Annotated in this window: 13 protein-coding genes; 5 read left to right on the top strand and 8 right to left on the bottom strand. The window is 71.4% G+C overall.

Features of this window, described 5'->3' with window-relative positions; all coding sequences use genetic code 11:
- Positions 1 to 122: 122 nt before the first annotated feature.
- Positions 123 to 689: a dihydrofolate reductase family protein gene (locus ETD85_RS52455; RefSeq protein ID WP_138697351.1), complete on the bottom strand. Its 567-nt coding sequence runs from the start codon at positions 687 to 689 to the stop codon at positions 123 to 125.
- A gap of 69 nt (positions 690 to 758) precedes the next feature.
- On the opposite strand from ETD85_RS52455, the gene ETD85_RS52450 reads away from it, so the two are divergent.
- Both ETD85_RS52450 and ETD85_RS52445 read left to right on the top strand, forming a co-directional pair.
- On the top strand, positions 759 to 1349 hold the full coding sequence (locus tag ETD85_RS52450; protein WP_138697350.1) for a TetR/AcrR family transcriptional regulator: 591 nt from the start codon (positions 759 to 761) through the stop codon (positions 1347 to 1349).
- The gene (locus ETD85_RS52445) at positions 1342 to 2118 is read left to right on the top strand and encodes a phosphotransferase (protein WP_138697349.1); all 777 of its coding nucleotides are present in this window, start codon (positions 1342 to 1344) and stop codon (positions 2116 to 2118) included. The genes ETD85_RS52450 and ETD85_RS52445 overlap by 8 nt, the downstream gene beginning before the upstream one ends.
- A gap of 89 nt (positions 2119 to 2207) precedes the next feature.
- Here the strand turns inward: ETD85_RS52445 and ETD85_RS52440 are convergent, their stop codons facing one another.
- From ETD85_RS52440 to ETD85_RS52425, 4 genes are read right to left on the bottom strand one after another with little or no spacing between them, the layout of a single operon-like run.
- Positions 2208 to 3032, bottom strand: coding sequence for a class II fructose-bisphosphate aldolase (locus ETD85_RS52440; protein ID WP_138697348.1), 825 nt, complete (start codon positions 3030 to 3032; stop codon positions 2208 to 2210).
- A gap of 10 nt (positions 3033 to 3042) precedes the next feature.
- Complete coding sequence (locus ETD85_RS52435; RefSeq protein WP_138697347.1) at positions 3043 to 3957, bottom strand: 1-phosphofructokinase family hexose kinase; 915 nt, start codon at positions 3955 to 3957, stop codon at positions 3043 to 3045.
- Positions 3957 to 5090 (bottom strand): N-acetylglucosamine-6-phosphate deacetylase, encoded by a 1134-nt coding sequence (nagA, locus tag ETD85_RS52430; RefSeq protein ID WP_138697346.1) that lies wholly within the window; start codon positions 5088 to 5090, stop codon positions 3957 to 3959. The genes ETD85_RS52435 and nagA overlap by 1 nt, the downstream gene beginning before the upstream one ends.
- Complete coding sequence (locus ETD85_RS52425) at positions 5087 to 5959, bottom strand: SIS domain-containing protein (protein WP_206059436.1); 873 nt, start codon at positions 5957 to 5959, stop codon at positions 5087 to 5089. Before ETD85_RS52425 ends, nagA begins: the two co-directional genes overlap by 4 nt.
- Positions 5960 to 6089: 130 nt before the next feature.
- Between ETD85_RS52425 and ETD85_RS52420 the strand changes: the two genes are divergently transcribed.
- The 3 genes from ETD85_RS52420 to ETD85_RS52410 all read left to right on the top strand — a co-directional run bounded on the left by ETD85_RS52420 (position 6090) and on the right by ETD85_RS52410 (position 9154).
- Positions 6090 to 6860 carry a DeoR/GlpR family DNA-binding transcription regulator gene (locus ETD85_RS52420; protein WP_138697344.1) on the top strand — a complete coding sequence of 257 codons (771 nt, stop codon included), beginning with the start codon at positions 6090 to 6092 and terminating at the stop codon, positions 6858 to 6860.
- A gap of 81 nt (positions 6861 to 6941) precedes the next feature.
- Complete coding sequence (locus tag ETD85_RS52415) at positions 6942 to 8675, top strand: glycerol-3-phosphate dehydrogenase/oxidase (protein ID WP_138697343.1); 1734 nt, start codon at positions 6942 to 6944, stop codon at positions 8673 to 8675.
- A complete protein-coding gene (locus tag ETD85_RS52410; RefSeq protein WP_138697342.1) occupies positions 8675 to 9154 on the top strand; it encodes a mycothiol transferase in 480 nt (159 codons plus the stop codon). The genes ETD85_RS52415 and ETD85_RS52410 overlap by 1 nt, the downstream gene beginning before the upstream one ends.
- A 58-nt stretch (positions 9155 to 9212) precedes the next feature.
- On the opposite strand, the gene ETD85_RS52405 is transcribed toward ETD85_RS52410, so the two are convergent.
- The 3 genes from ETD85_RS52405 to ETD85_RS52395 all read right to left on the bottom strand — a co-directional run.
- Positions 9213 to 10994 carry a S8 family serine peptidase gene (locus ETD85_RS52405; protein ID WP_138697341.1) on the bottom strand — a complete coding sequence of 594 codons (1782 nt, stop codon included), beginning with the start codon at positions 10992 to 10994 and terminating at the stop codon, positions 9213 to 9215.
- A gap of 97 nt (positions 10995 to 11091) precedes the next feature.
- Complete coding sequence (locus ETD85_RS52400; RefSeq protein WP_170247327.1) at positions 11092 to 12267, bottom strand: helix-turn-helix transcriptional regulator; 1176 nt, start codon at positions 12265 to 12267, stop codon at positions 11092 to 11094.
- A 138-nt stretch (positions 12268 to 12405) separates the two neighbouring features.
- The coding region (locus ETD85_RS52395; protein WP_206059435.1) for a beta-propeller domain-containing protein at positions 12406 to 13270 on the bottom strand (865 nt) is incomplete at its 5' end.

Genomic DNA, 13270 nt, shown 5'->3' with positions numbered 1-13270 from the left:
CATCTTCTCGACACTGGCCTGACCCCACTGCGCGCGCTGTCTCACCAGCCACGTCATACCGCGCGACGATCACTGCGGCAAACTCGGCGATCTTCACTCACCTCGACGTGCGGAAAACGGGGCTAGCGGGTGTAGGTCATGACCACCGCCCCGTTGCTGAACGTCCGCGTGCCGGTCAGCGTGAACACGGTCGGCCGGAAGTCCCCGGCGAAGGCCGAGACGCCCGTTCCGGCCACCACCGGGTAGCACTTGATGATCAGCTCGTCGATCTCCGGCAGGACGGCCGCCGCCAGGTTGCCGCCGCCGCACAGCCAGATGTCCCGTCCGTCCTCCTGCTTGAGCCGGCGCACCAGGCCGAGGGGGTCGCCGGCGACCAGCTCCACGGTCGGGTCGTCGATGCTCTTGATGGTGCCGGACACGACGTACTGCTTCAGATGGGCGTAGGGGCTCGTCACGCCGATGCTGAGCGCGGGCTCGTACGTCCCGCGGCCCATGACCACGGTGTCGAAGCGCTGGTTGGGCGTGTCGAGGCCGATCTGCGCCCGGATGTGCGTGGGCACGGTCTCGGGGAACTGCGCGTTCATGCCGGCCGCCATGTCCTCGGCCAGCGGGTAGAAGTCCACCTCGCCGTTCGGGCCGGCGATGTAGCCGTCGATGGACGTGCCGACGTAGTACGTGAGCTTACGCAAAATAACTCCAATTGAAGTACTATGGCCGAAGTGGTTTGACCGTAGTACTACAGATGGAGTGGTGTCAAGGTGGTCAGGCAGAACGTCGCCAGGCGGGCGGCACTGGTCGATGCCGCGATCGAGGTGCTGGCCAGGGACGGGGCCCGCGGGCTGACGTTCAGAGCGGTTGACGCGCAGGCGGCGGTGCCCACCGGCACCGCCTCCAACTACTTCGCCAGCCGTGACGACCTGCTCACCCAGGCGGGCGGCCGCATCTATGAGCGGCTGCAGCCGGACGAGGCCATGATCGCCGCGAGCCTGGGCGGGCCGCGTGACCGGGACCGGGTGGCCGAGCTCATGCGTGAGATGGTCGATCGCGTGTCGTCGTTCAGATCCGGCTATCTGGCGCTGCTGGAGCTGCGGCTGGAGGCGACCAGGCGGGAGGATCTGCGCGCCGTGCTGACCGAGCGGATCAGGGCCGACGTGGACGCGAACGTCCGCCACCACCTCGACTCCGGTCTGCCCGGCGACGCCACCACCGTGGTGCTGCTCTACCTGGCGATGAACTGGCTGGTCGTGGAGCGGCTCACGCTGCCCGGCGTGTTCGGCGAGGAGGAGGCCCGGCAGCTCGTGACCAGCGCGGTCGAGCGCCTGCTGCCCTGGCATCCCCGGCATGGCTGATCTTCATCACACGCACGAGCTGGCCTTCGACGGCGACGTGGTCACGAAGCGGTACGTGGACAGCAAGCCGGGCGCCGCCGAGCGCGAGTGGCGCGGGCTGAGCCTGCTGGCCGAGCACGCCCCCGGGCTGGCGCCCGCGCCGATCGCGTTCGAGGACGGCGTGGTGCGGATGACGAGGATCGACGGGGTGCCGCTGCGCGGGCTGCCTCCTGGGGCCGTGCACCTCGCCGCCATGGCAGAGGCCCTCGCGGAGCTGCACGCGGCCGTGCCGGCTCGCGTGCTTGAGAGCGTCCCTCTGCGCCCGTGGCAGCGGGAGGCAGTCGTGGACTGGGTCGCCCGGCGCTGCGCGGCCTGGGAGCCCAGGGAGCCGCTGGTGGACCGGGCGGTGAAGGAGGGCGCCAAGTGGCTGGAGAGCTGGTCGCCGGGCGATGCGGGGATCACGCCGGTGTTCGGGGCCGGCGACGGCAATCTGGCGAACTTCCTGTGGGACGGCGCCCGCGTCCGCGTCGTCGACTTCGAGGACTGCGGACGCAGCGACCGGGCGTTCGAGCTGGCGGAGCTGGTCGAGCACGCGTCCATGTGGGTGGACGGCGAGGTCGAGATCGCGCCCGCGTTCGAGCTGAGCCCGCTGGAGGAGCGGCGGATGGGCGAGTGCCGCAAGGTGCAGGCGCTCGTCTGGCTGTTCCTGCTCTCGCACGAGCACCCGCGCAATCCGCCGGGCACCTTCCAGCGGCAGGCCGAGCGGGTCCTGACCAGGCTGGGGGCCTGAGCCGGGCCGGGGCCGTGTCAGCCCGAGCCCGGCTGGGGGCCGCGTAAAGCCTGAGCCTGGCTGGGGGCCGCGTAAAGCCCGAGCCGGGGTCAGCCGCCCAGGACGCCGAGCAGGTGCGTGACCTCCCTGGCCACCGCGTCGCGGCCGGCCTTGAGGTATTTCCTGGAGTCGACCACCCGCTCGTCGTGGGTCAGGTAGTCGCGTACGGCGCCGGTGAACGCCTTGTTCAGGTGCGTCGCGATGTTGATCTTCTTCATGCCCTGCCGTACGGCCTCGCGCAGCACCTCGTCGGGCACCCCCGACGAGCCGTGCAGCACCAGGGGCACCGGCACCGCCGCCCGCAGCTCGGCGATGAGCTCCAGGTCGAGCACCGCGTCCTTGGTGGTCATCGCGTGCGAGGTGCCCACGGCTACGGCCAGCGCGTCCACGCCGGTCCTGGTCACGTAGTCGACCGCCTCGTGCGGCTTGGTGCGGGCTCCCGGCGCGTGCACGCCGTCCTTGCCCCCGACCTCGCCGAGCTCGGCCTCGACCCACACGCCGCGCTCGTGGCACCAGGCCGCCACTTCCGCGGTGGTGCGTACGTTCTCGTCGTCGGGCAGCGCGGAGGCGTCGTACATCACCGAGCCCAGCCCCAGCTCCACCGCCTCCCGCACGAGCGTGCGGTCGGTGGCGTGGTCCAGGTGGACGGCGACGGGCACCTCGGCCCGCCTGGCGACCGCGAGCGCGGCCAGCGCGACGGGCTCCAGCGCGCCGTGGTAGCGCACGCAGTTCTCGCTGATCTGCAACACGACCGGCAGGCCCAGCGCCTCAGCGCCGGCCACGATGGCGGTGGCGTGCTCCAGCTGGATCACGTTGAACGCGCCGACCCCTGCGGGCGACTGGGTGACGATGTCGCCGATGGCGGCGAGGGGCATGGCCTGCTCCTTACGTGATGGTGATCTGGGGGTGTATGTCGGCGTACACGTCTGGGTCGAAGTCACCGGCCACCGGCGCGGCCACGGCCGCCGCGCCCAGTGCGGCGGCCCGCCTGAGCCGCTCGGGCCACGGCGCCGACTCGACCAGGCCCAGCGCCAGGCCCGCGACCAGCGAGTCGCCCGCCCCGGTCGGGTTTCCGCGCACGGTGTACGGCATCCGCGCCCGGAACGTGCCCTCGCCGGTGACGGCCAGCAGCCCGTCGGAGCCCATGGACACGACCACGGCCCCGGCACCCTGGCTGCGCAGCTCGTGCGCGCTCTCGGCCGGGGTGCCGCCGGGCACGGCCCTGGCCAGCTCCTCAGCGTTGGGCTTGACCACGGAGGGACGGCCCTTGGGGGCGTGGCGCAGCGGCTCGCCGTCGGCGTCCACGATGGCGGGCACGTTCGCCTCGGCGGCGATGGCCGCCAGGGTCGCGTAGGTGTCGAGGGGGACGCCGCGCGGGAGGCTGCCCGAGATGACCACCGCGCCGGCCCCGTCCAGGAGCGACTCGTAACGCCGCAGGAAGCTCGCCAGCTCGGCGGGCGTGACCTCGGGCCCCGGCTCGTTGAACAGCGCAGTGCGCCCTGACGCCCCCTGGTGCTCCGAGACCGCCAGCGTCGTGCGCGAGTCGCCCGCGATGCCGGTCAGCGCGCTCGGCAGCCCCGCCGAGCGCAGGTCCTCCTCGACCGCCTGCCCGGTCGGCCCGCCGGCCAGGCCCGTGACCAGCACGTCCTGGCCGAGCGCGGCGAGCACGCGGGCCACGTTGACGCCCTTGCCGCCCGCGCGCCTGTGTACGGCGCTGACGCGGTTGACGCCGTCCCAGTCCACGTCGGGGACCTGGTACGTCACGTCGAGGGCGAGGTTGAGCGTCACGGTGAGGATCATCAGGGCTCCGTGATCCAGACGCCGTCCTTCATCACTCCGGACACCTCCAGCGAGTCGGAGAGCACCACCAGGTCGGCGGCCTTGCCGACGGCGATCGAGCCGATCCGGTCGGCCAGGCCGAGCACCCGCGCGGGCGTCAGCGAGGCCACCTGCACGGCGTCGGGCAGCGACATGCCCACCTCCTGGACGCTGCGCCGGAACGCGACGTCCATGGTCAGCGTGGACCCGGCGATGGAGCCGCCCTCGACCAGCCTGGCCACGCCGCCGTCCACCCGCACCCGCATGGGGCCGAGCACGTAGTCGCCGTCGCCCAGCCCGGTGGCCGACATGGCGTCCGTGATCAGCATCGTCCGGCCGGGCCCGGCGACCTCGTACGCCAGGCGCAGCATGGCCGGGTGCACGTGGACGCCGTCGTTGATCAGCTCGACCGTCACCCGCTCGTCGTCGAGCAGCGCCGCCACGGGACCGGGGGCGCGGTGCCCGAGCGGCGGCATGGCGTTGTAGAGGTGCGTGGCCACGCTCGCGCCCGCCTCGATGCCCGCGATCGTCTGGTCGTAGTCGGCGTCGCTGTGCCCGAGCGCCGCGATCACGCCCTCGGCGACGGCCATCCTGATCGTGTCTAGCGCGCCGGGCAGCTCGGTCGCGATCGTGAGCATCCGTACGTGCCCGCGCCCGGCCTTGACCAGCCCGGCGAACTCCTGCGGCGACGGCTCGCGCAGCATTGTCGGGTCGTGCGCGCCGCAGCGGGCCCTGGCGATGTAGGGGCCCTCGAAGTGGATCCCGGCCAGCAGCCCCTCCTCACAGAGCTCGGCCAGCGCGGCGGCGGCCCTGGTCAGCCCGTCGATGGAGTCGGTGACCAGGCTGGCCATCGTGGTCGTGGTGCCGTGGCGGCGGTGCAGCGCCACGGCCTCGCGTGCCTTGTCCTGCTCGCCGGTCGGGAAAGAGCCGCCGGCGCCGCCGTGGTTGTGCACGTCGACGAACCCCGGCACGACGTGCCGGCCACCCACGCTCAGTCCTGGACCGGGGGCGGATCCGTGGCCGACATGCGTGATGCGGCCGTCTTCGATGGTCAGCCACCCGTCGTGAACTCCCTCGGGGGTCACGATCCTGGCGTCGGCAAGAGTAAGGCTCATGAAGAAAGGATCACAGATCGCGTGAGGTGCATGGGCTCGTCGGGGTTGAGCCCCTGGGCGAAGGCCCTGGCGACGGCCACCCGCTGGGCCCTGATCAGCTCGGCCATCGGGTCGAGCGAGGTCTCGAAGAACGTGGCGCCGGTCTCCTCGACCTGCGCGCGCAGCCCGCCGGGCGCGGCGCCGAGCATCCAGGTGACCCGCCCCGGCGCGGCGATGCTGATCGGGCCGTGCCGGTATTCCATCGCCGGGTACGCCTCCGTCCACGAGCGGGACGCCTCGCGCATCTTCAGCGCGGCCTCCTGGGCAAGCCCCACCGACCAGCCGGTGCCGAGGAAGCTGAACTGCTCGGCCTGGACCAGCGCGTCGGGCAGCGGCGCGGCGACGGCCTCCTCGGCGTCGGCGATCGCCTGGGTGAGGTCCTCGCCGAGGCTGGCCCGGAGCATGGCGAGCTGCGTGGTGGCGAACCTGGTCTGCACCACCGACTGCTCGTCGGCGTAGTCGAGCACGACGACCTCGTCGGCGGCCGTCATGATCGGCGTGTTGGGGTCGGCGGTGATGGCCGTGGTCTTCGTGGTGGTCCTGGACAGCAGCTCCAGCACCTCCGTCGTGGTGCCGGACCGGGTCAGCGCGAGCACGCGGTCGTAGTGGCGCCCGTCGGGGACCTCGGAGGCGGCGAAGGCGTCGGTCTCGCCGTGCCCGGCCCGCTCGCGCAGGGTGGCGTAGGCCATCGCGATGAACCACGACGTCCCGCAGCCGACGACGGCGACCCGCTCGCCCTGGCGCGGCAGCGCGCCGGCCGGAACGTCAGCGACGGCACGGCGCCAGCACGACGGCTGGGACGCGATCTCGGCTTCGGTGTGGGTGGTCACCACTTGCCTCCCCATAATTGATTGTTTCTGCTTCTTATATACCAGGAAAGTGCAGCATTGTGCACTGGTGGCTCTGCGCTGCCGGGTTGTGCCACCCTTGCTCCTGACCGCATCCCCCAGGGAGGCCTTCGTGTCCCGCTACGACCGCTGGAACGCCATCCTCGAGCTGCTGGCCCAGGAGGGCAGGCTGTCGGTGGAGGAGGCCGCCCAGGCGCTCGACGTGTCCACCGCGACCATCCGGCGGGACTTCGACCAGCTCGCCCAGCAGCAGATGCTGATGCGCACGCGGGGCGGCGCGGTGGCGCAGAGCGTGAGCTACGACCTGCCGCTGCGCTACAAGACGGCCAGGCACGCCGACGAGAAGCACCGCATCGCGGCCGCCGCCGCCGAGCTGGTGACGCCGGGGGCCGTGGTGGGGCTCAACGGCGGCACCACCACCTCGGAGCTCGCGCGCACCCTCGCCACGGCGGCCACGCTGGAGAGCGGCTTCACGATCGTCACCAACGCGCTCAACATCGCCTCCGAGCTCACCGTCCGCCAGCACGTCAAGATCGTGGTGACCGGCGGGGTGGCCAGGCAGCAGTCCTACGAGCTCATCGGGCCGCTGGCGACGGGCGTGCTGGAGCAGGTGACGCTGGACGTGGCCTTCCTCGGGGTGGACGCGCTCGACGTCGAGCTGGGCGCCTCGGCGCACCACGAGGGCGAGGCGAGCGTCAACAACCTGCTGATCAGCCGGGCCGGCCAGGTCGTGGTGGTGGCCGACTCCTCCAAGGTCGGCAAGCGGGCGTTCTCCCGCATCTGCCCGATCGAGCAGATCGACACGCTCGTCACCGACGCCCAGCTCTCCGACGAGCTCGCCGGGCAGCTCACCGACGCGGGTGTGAAGGTGGTCCGGGCCTGACGACCGTCCCTGGTGTTACAGGGGGATCCCCTGGAGGGTAGGTATCGAGGCGCAAGCGACAAAGCCATCCCAGGGGGATATATGGCGTCGGGCAGGGGCGTGGCTCGGCTGGGGCCTGAGGAACGGGCGCGGGCGCTGGAACGCATGGCCGCGCAGGAGTTCGACGTGGTCGTGGTGGGCGGCGGCGTCGTGGGGGCGGGGACCGCGCTCGACGCCGCGACGAGAGGGCTCGACGTGGCGCTGGTCGAAGCCAGGGACTTCGCCTCGGGCACCTCCTCGCGCTCGTCCAAGCTCATCCACGGTGGCCTGCGTTACCTGGAGCAGCTCAACTTCGAGCTGGTCCGCGAGGCGCTGCGCGAGCGGGCGCTGCTCCTGCAGCGGATCGCCCCGCACCTGGTCAGGCCGGTGCCGTTCCTCTTCCCCATGACCCACTACGGATGGGAGCGGCCCTACGTCGGCGCGGGCGTGGCGCTCTACGACACGCTCGGCTTCGCGACCGGGGTCGCCCGCGGCGTGCCGGGGCATCGCCACCTGTCCAGGTCGCGGGCGCTCCGGCTGGCCCCCGCGCTGAAGAAGGCCGCCTTCACGGGCGCCGTCCAGTACTGGGACGCCCAGGTGGACGACGCCCGCTACGTGATGACCATGCTGCGCACCGCGGCCACCTACGGCGCGCAGATCGCCCCGAGGGCGCAGGTGGTGGGGTTCCTGCGGGAGGGCGAGCGGGTCACCGGCGTGCGCGTACGCGACCTGGAGTCGGGCGAGGAGCTGGAAGTACGCGCCCGGCAGGTCGTCAACGCCACCGGCGTCTGGACCGACGACATCCAGGAGCTGGTCGGAGGCCGCGGCCAGATCCACGTACGCGCCTCCAAGGGCATCCACCTCCTCGTCCCCAGAGACCGGATCCACTCGCTGACCGGGATCATCCTGCGCACGGAGAAGTCGGTGCTCTTCGTGATCCCCTGGGGCCGCCACTGGATCATCGGCACCACCGACACCGAGTGGACGCTCGACAAGAGCCACCCGGCGGCCTCCCGGGTGGACATCGACTACCTGCTCGACCACGTCAACGCCGTCCTGTCCGTGCCGCTGACCCGCGACGACGTCGAGGGCGTCTACGCGGGGCTGCGTCCGCTGCTGTCGGGCGAGTCCGACGAGACGTCGAAGCTGTCCAGGGAGCACGTGGTCGCGCATCCGGTGCCCGGGCTGGTGATGATCGCCGGAGGCAAGTACACGACTTATCGCGTCATGGCGCAGGACGCCGTGGACGCCGTCGCCCACGGGCTCGACCAGCGGGTGCCGCGCTCGTGCACCGACCGCGTCCCGCTCGTCGGCGCCGCCGGCTACCCGGCGCTGTGGAACACCAGGCACCGGCTGGCCCGCACCTCCGGGCTGCACGTGGCCAGGATCGAGCACCTGCTGCAGCGGTACGGGTCGCTGATCGACGAGGTGCTGGAGCTGATCGAGCGTGACCCGTCGCTGGGCCGGCCGCTGTCGGGGGCCGACGACTACCTGCGGGCCGAGATCGTCTACGCGGCCACGCACGAGGGCGCCCGGCATCTCAACGACGTGCTGACCCGGCGTACGCACATCTCCATCGAGACCTTCCACCGGGGCCTGGCCGTGGCGCAGGAGGCCGCCGAGCTGCTGGCCGAACCGCTCGGCTGGGACGGCGAGCAGGTCAAGAGGGAGGTGGAATACTTCACCAAGCGCGTGGAGGCCGAGCGCCGCTCCCAGGAGCAGGATTCCGACCAGGAGGCCGACGCGATCAGGCTGGGCGCGCCCGAGATCGTCCCTGTCTTCGTCCCGGAGGACTGATGCCTGAGCCGTCAAGACAGCTGTCCGACCCCCAGGAGCTGCTGGCCGGATATCTCGACCACTACCGCGAGGAGATCCTGCGCGGCCTGGACGGCTTCCCCGAGCACGAGGTGAGCCGCGTGCCGTCAGGGTGGACGCCGCTGGCCCTGCTCAAGCACCTGGCCTACATGGAGCGCCGCTGGTTCGTCTGGGGCTTCGCGGGCGAGCAGGTCGAGGATCCCCACGGCGACCGCGGCGAAAATGACGAGCTGGTCGCCACCGAGTCGTACGAGGAGCTCAAAGAGCTCTACCTCGCGCAGTGCGAGCGGTCGAGGGAGATCGTGGCCAAGGCGCGGCCGTCCGACGTGGCCGCCCGGACCGGCCGGTTCCAGCCGCCCAAGGAGGCGCCGACGCTGGGCTGGATCCTGTTCCACGTGCTGGAGGAGTACATACGGCACGCCGGCCACCTCGACATCGCCCGCGAGCTGGCCGAGCCCTGAGGGGAGGGGCGGCCCACGGCGCTGCGGGATCCGTGGACCGCCCGTTCCGGGATGGTCGTCAGGGCACGGTCACCGACTTGGTCACCGCATTCGTGGCGCCCTGGTTGTCCGTCACGGTGAGCGTGACGGTCTTGGCGCCGCCCGTGGTGTAGAAGTGGCGGATCGTGGCCCCACTACCCGTGGCGCCGTCGCCAAACGTCCACGCGTACGTCGCGATCGTGCCGTCCGGGTCGGCGGAGGCCGAGCCGTTGAAGTCGCAGTAGCGCCAGATGAGCAGCAACGTGCAGGTCTGCGTGAAGCTGGCGACCGGCGGCTGGTTGGCGCTCGTGCCGGCCGTCACCTGCTTGGCGACCGATCCCGTCGCGCCCTGGTTGTCGGTCACGGTGAGCGTGACGGTGTACGTCCCCGCCGCCGCGTAGGTGTGCGCGTTCGTCGCGCCCGTGCCGGTCTGGCCGTCGCCGAAGTTCCAGGCGTACGAGGCGATCGTGCCGTCGGGGTCGGTGGAGGCCGAGCCGTTGAAGGAGCAGGCGAGCACGGCGCACGACGACGTGTACGACGCCACCGGCGGCTGGTTGCCTCCGGTGCTCGGCGGATACCGCGTGGCGTCGTGCACGTCGAGCAGCGGCTCCTTGACGCCGTCGCCGGAGTCGTCGGTCCAGTTGGAGTTGCCGGTGGAGATCAGCGTGCTGCGCACGGCCAGCGCGCCCGCCCTGGCCGTGGGCTTGTTGGCGCCCGAGGTGAGGATGCCGGCCGCGCCCGCCACGTGCGGGCTGGCCATCGAGGTGCCGCTGATCGTGTTGTAGCCGCCGCCCATCCAGGTCGAGTAGATGCAGGTGCCGGGGGCGGTGATCTCGACGGTGGCGCCGAAGTTGGAGTAGAACGCCGAGGTGTCGTCCGCGTCGGTCTCGCTGCGGCAGGACAGCGTGCTGCCGCCCGAGCCGCCGGGCAGGCCGTCGTTGTCGGTCAGCGCGGAGACCGTGACCACGTCGGCGTGGTTGGCGGGGAAGAACGTCGAGGTGTTCACGTGGCTGTTGCCCGCGGCCACGACGACCACGATGCCGGCGTTGACCGCGTTCGTGATCGCGTTGCTGATGGCGCTGCTGGAGCAGCCGTTGCAGCCCAGGCTCAGGTTGATGACCTCGATGGTGGACGCGCGCGCCACCACCCAGTCGAGCCCCGCGGCGATGGCGGCCAGGGTGCCCTGCCCGGCCGAGTTGAGCACCTTCACGCCGTGGATGCGGGCGCCGGGCGCGACGCCGACCGAGCCGACGGAGTTGTCGATCGCGCCGACGATGCCCGCGACGTGCGAGCCGTGGCCGTTGTCGTCGGTGCCGGCGTTGTTGGTGCACGTGCCGCTCTGGCAGTTGGCCCGCGCGACCACGTTCAGGTCGGGGTGGGTGTAGTCCACGCCGGTGTCGACGACCGCCACGTCCACGTCGATGCGGACGTCGTCGGTGCCGTCGATGTCCAGGTTCGGGTTGGCGGGGCCGAAGACGCGCCGCACGCCGGTCGGCGTGGTCTGGGGGAAGGCCGTGACGACGGCGTCGCGTTCGACGCTCAGCACGTTCGGGCTCTGCCTGAGCCGCTGGGCGGCGGCCTCGGTCAGGCGGGCGGTGTAGCCCTTGAAGGCGTGTTCGTAGACGCCCATGAGCGTGCCGCCGAACCTGGCCACCTGGTCCTGCGCGGAAGCGCGCGGCGCGGCGCGCAGCAGCGGGTTGAGCTGGACGATGTAGGTCTCCTGCGCGGCGTTCGCCAGTGCCGGGAGCGGCGTCATGGATGACGCGGCGAATAACGCCAGGGCGCTGGTGAACAATGCGAGCAGGGGGGTGCGTGTTCGCATGGCAGCGTGAGCCCTTCCTGGGGTGATGGATGGGAACCACTGAAAAACATGAGCCAGAATCAGGCTCGCGGCCATACGTGACTCGCACGTATTGCGACTACGTAGTCCGCTGGAACTGCCGGCGCGAGGTGAGGCCGAGCTTGCGCAGGGCGTTGGCGACGTGCACTTCGACCGTGCGCGGCGACAGGAACAGGCTCTCGGCGATCTCCTTGTTCGTCAGACCGTCCGCGGCCAGGCCGATCACCTGCTCCTCCCGGGGAGACAGGGTGCCCAGGGGCTCGGTGGGCGCGTCGATCCTGCGGCTCAGCCGGCGCCTGACGGCGGGCGTGATCGACTCGCGGACGGCCTGCCTGGCCAGGGGCTGGCGCAGGCCGTACGCGCCGGGGGCCCACTCGCGCAGCAGGCCGCGGCGCAGCGCCTCGGCGAGCCCGCGCTCGCTCTGCTCGGGCGCGATGCCCGCGACGGAGGCCAGCGCCTTCGGCGCGGCCGGTTCGTCCAGCATGGCCGCCGCCTGCACGATCCTGCGGGCGACGGGCGGCAGCGCGTCCAGCTTGAGCCGTACGGTGTCCCGCAGCGCGGGCGGGGTCCCCGGCGGCCGGCCCTCGGCCAGCATGCGGGCCAGCTCCTCGATCGCGGACGGCACGCCGCAGGTCAGCGGCCACAGGTCGGCCGAGTCCGGCAGCAGGTGCTTGGCCAGCAGCGCGGTCTCCTCCGTGTCGAGCGGCTTCAGCGCCAGCTCGGCGTGGTCGATGCGCGGCGGCAGGTGCGCGAGCAGCTCGGCCACCGGGTGGCGCAGGTCCTCCCCGCGGTAGGTGAGCACCAGGTTGACGGCCGGCGGCAGGCAGCGGACCAGGAACGCCAGCAGCTCCCTGGTGTCCTGATCGACCCAGTGGACGTCCTCCACGACCAGAGTGACGGGGCCGAGGGCGTCGAGCAGCGACAGGACGGCCCTGAACAGGCGGTGCCGCTCGACCTGGGCGTTCTGCAGGGCGGGCGGCGCGAGTGGCAGCAGGTGGGCGCATTCGGGCAGGAGAGGGCGCAGCGCGCCGGTGACCGGGTTGAGGTTCTTCGGCGGGCGGGTCTCGCGCAGGGCCTCGACGATGGGTCCGTACGGGAAGCGCATGGGGTGGCAGCTGCCGAACAGCATGGGCCGGCCGGTCAGCTCATGCAGGAGCCGGGTCTTGCCGACGCCGGCCTCGCCCTCGATCAGGATCACGACCGGTGGGCGGGAGAGGGCGTCGGTGAGCTGACAGAGTTCGCGCGCTCGTCCCACGAAAGGCATGACGCACCTGCCTGGCCCGACAACACATTGTCAGTGGATTTTTCATTATTTGTAGGTATGTGTCCAGAGAAAGGGTGCCGATCCATTACAAATCGGCACCCTTGGTTTAGCGCGGCGGGATCCGGTGGGTCAGCGCAGCGGGATCCAGGCCCGTTCGGCGAGCGACGTGGCGTCGTTGACCTGGAGGCCCTCGTAGGAGAGCGTCCAGAGCGAGTCGCCGATGACCATCGAACGCTGGATGCCGGGCTGGTAGGCGTTCTCGCCCTGCTCCTGTACGGGGTGCTTGATCATGCCGACCTTCGACACGCCGGAGTCGTCGATCTTGAGCACGAGCGCGCCCGACTCCGTCTGCCCGCTCAGCGGGATCACCGACATTCCCGTCTTGGGCCAGTACAGGAAGGCGTGCGGGTCCCACTCCGCCTCCGAGCCCGAGTCCTTCTGGAAGAACTGCGACAGCCTGCGCGGGCTGACGGGGTCGCTGACGTCGAACAGCGAGATCTGCGTGCCGAGCGTCCTGCCCTTCTCGCTGGCCTCCTGGCCGATGCCGATCAGCCGGCCGGTGTTGCCCGGGTGCAGGTAGGCGGAGTAGCCGGTGATCTTCAGCTCGCCGGTCACCCTGGGGGCGGCCGGGTCGCTCAGGTCGAGCGTGTAGAGCGGGTCCACCTGCTTGAACGTGACGCAGTAGCCGACCGCGCCGATGAACCTGACCGAGTAGATGCGCTCGCCCTCGCCCAGGCCGCCGACCTCGCCGGTCTTGGCCAGGGTGTCGGCCTTGAGCACGTAGACGGTGCTGGAGCTCTTGGCGCCGTCCTCGGAGGTGAGGGTGGTGGCGACGCGGAGGTGGCCTTCGTGCTCGGACAGCGAGTACTGGTTCAGCAGGCGGCCCGGCACCTTGCCCGAGGCGACGTAGGCGGGGGCGCCGGGGGAGCTGATGTCGAAGCGGTGGACCTCGGTCTCCTCGGGCGGGACCGTGGGGGTCGGCTGCGGGCTGGGC

Origin of the sequence: Nonomuraea zeae (assembly GCF_005889725.1) — a bacterium.
Taxonomy (GTDB): domain Bacteria; phylum Actinomycetota; class Actinomycetes; order Streptosporangiales; family Streptosporangiaceae; genus Nonomuraea; species Nonomuraea zeae.
Note: the sequence above shows the minus strand (reverse complement) of the source record. Positions and strands in the feature narration are given on the sequence as shown.

Bases quoted from the DNA above. Each gene is read 5' to 3' on its own strand.
- ETD85_RS52440 (WP_138697348.1), bottom strand. From the start codon at position 3,032: ATGCCCCTCGCCGCCATCGGCGACATCGTCACCCAGTCGCCCGCAGGG.
- ETD85_RS52415 (WP_138697343.1), top strand. From the start codon at position 6,942: ATGGCGTCGGGCAGGGGCGTGGCTCGGCTGGGGCCTGAGGAACGGGCG.
- ETD85_RS52405 (WP_138697341.1), bottom strand. From the start codon at position 10,994: ATGCGAACACGCACCCCCCTGCTCGCATTGTTCACCAGCGCCCTGGCG.
- ETD85_RS52445 (WP_138697349.1), top strand. From the start codon at position 1,342: ATGGCTGATCTTCATCACACGCACGAGCTGGCCTTCGACGGCGACGTG.
- ETD85_RS52410 (WP_138697342.1), top strand. From the start codon at position 8,675: ATGCCTGAGCCGTCAAGACAGCTGTCCGACCCCCAGGAGCTGCTGGCC.
- ETD85_RS52435 (WP_138697347.1), bottom strand. From the start codon at position 3,957: ATGATCCTCACCGTGACGCTCAACCTCGCCCTCGACGTGACGTACCAG.
- nagA (WP_138697346.1), bottom strand. From the start codon at position 5,090: ATGAGCCTTACTCTTGCCGACGCCAGGATCGTGACCCCCGAGGGAGTT.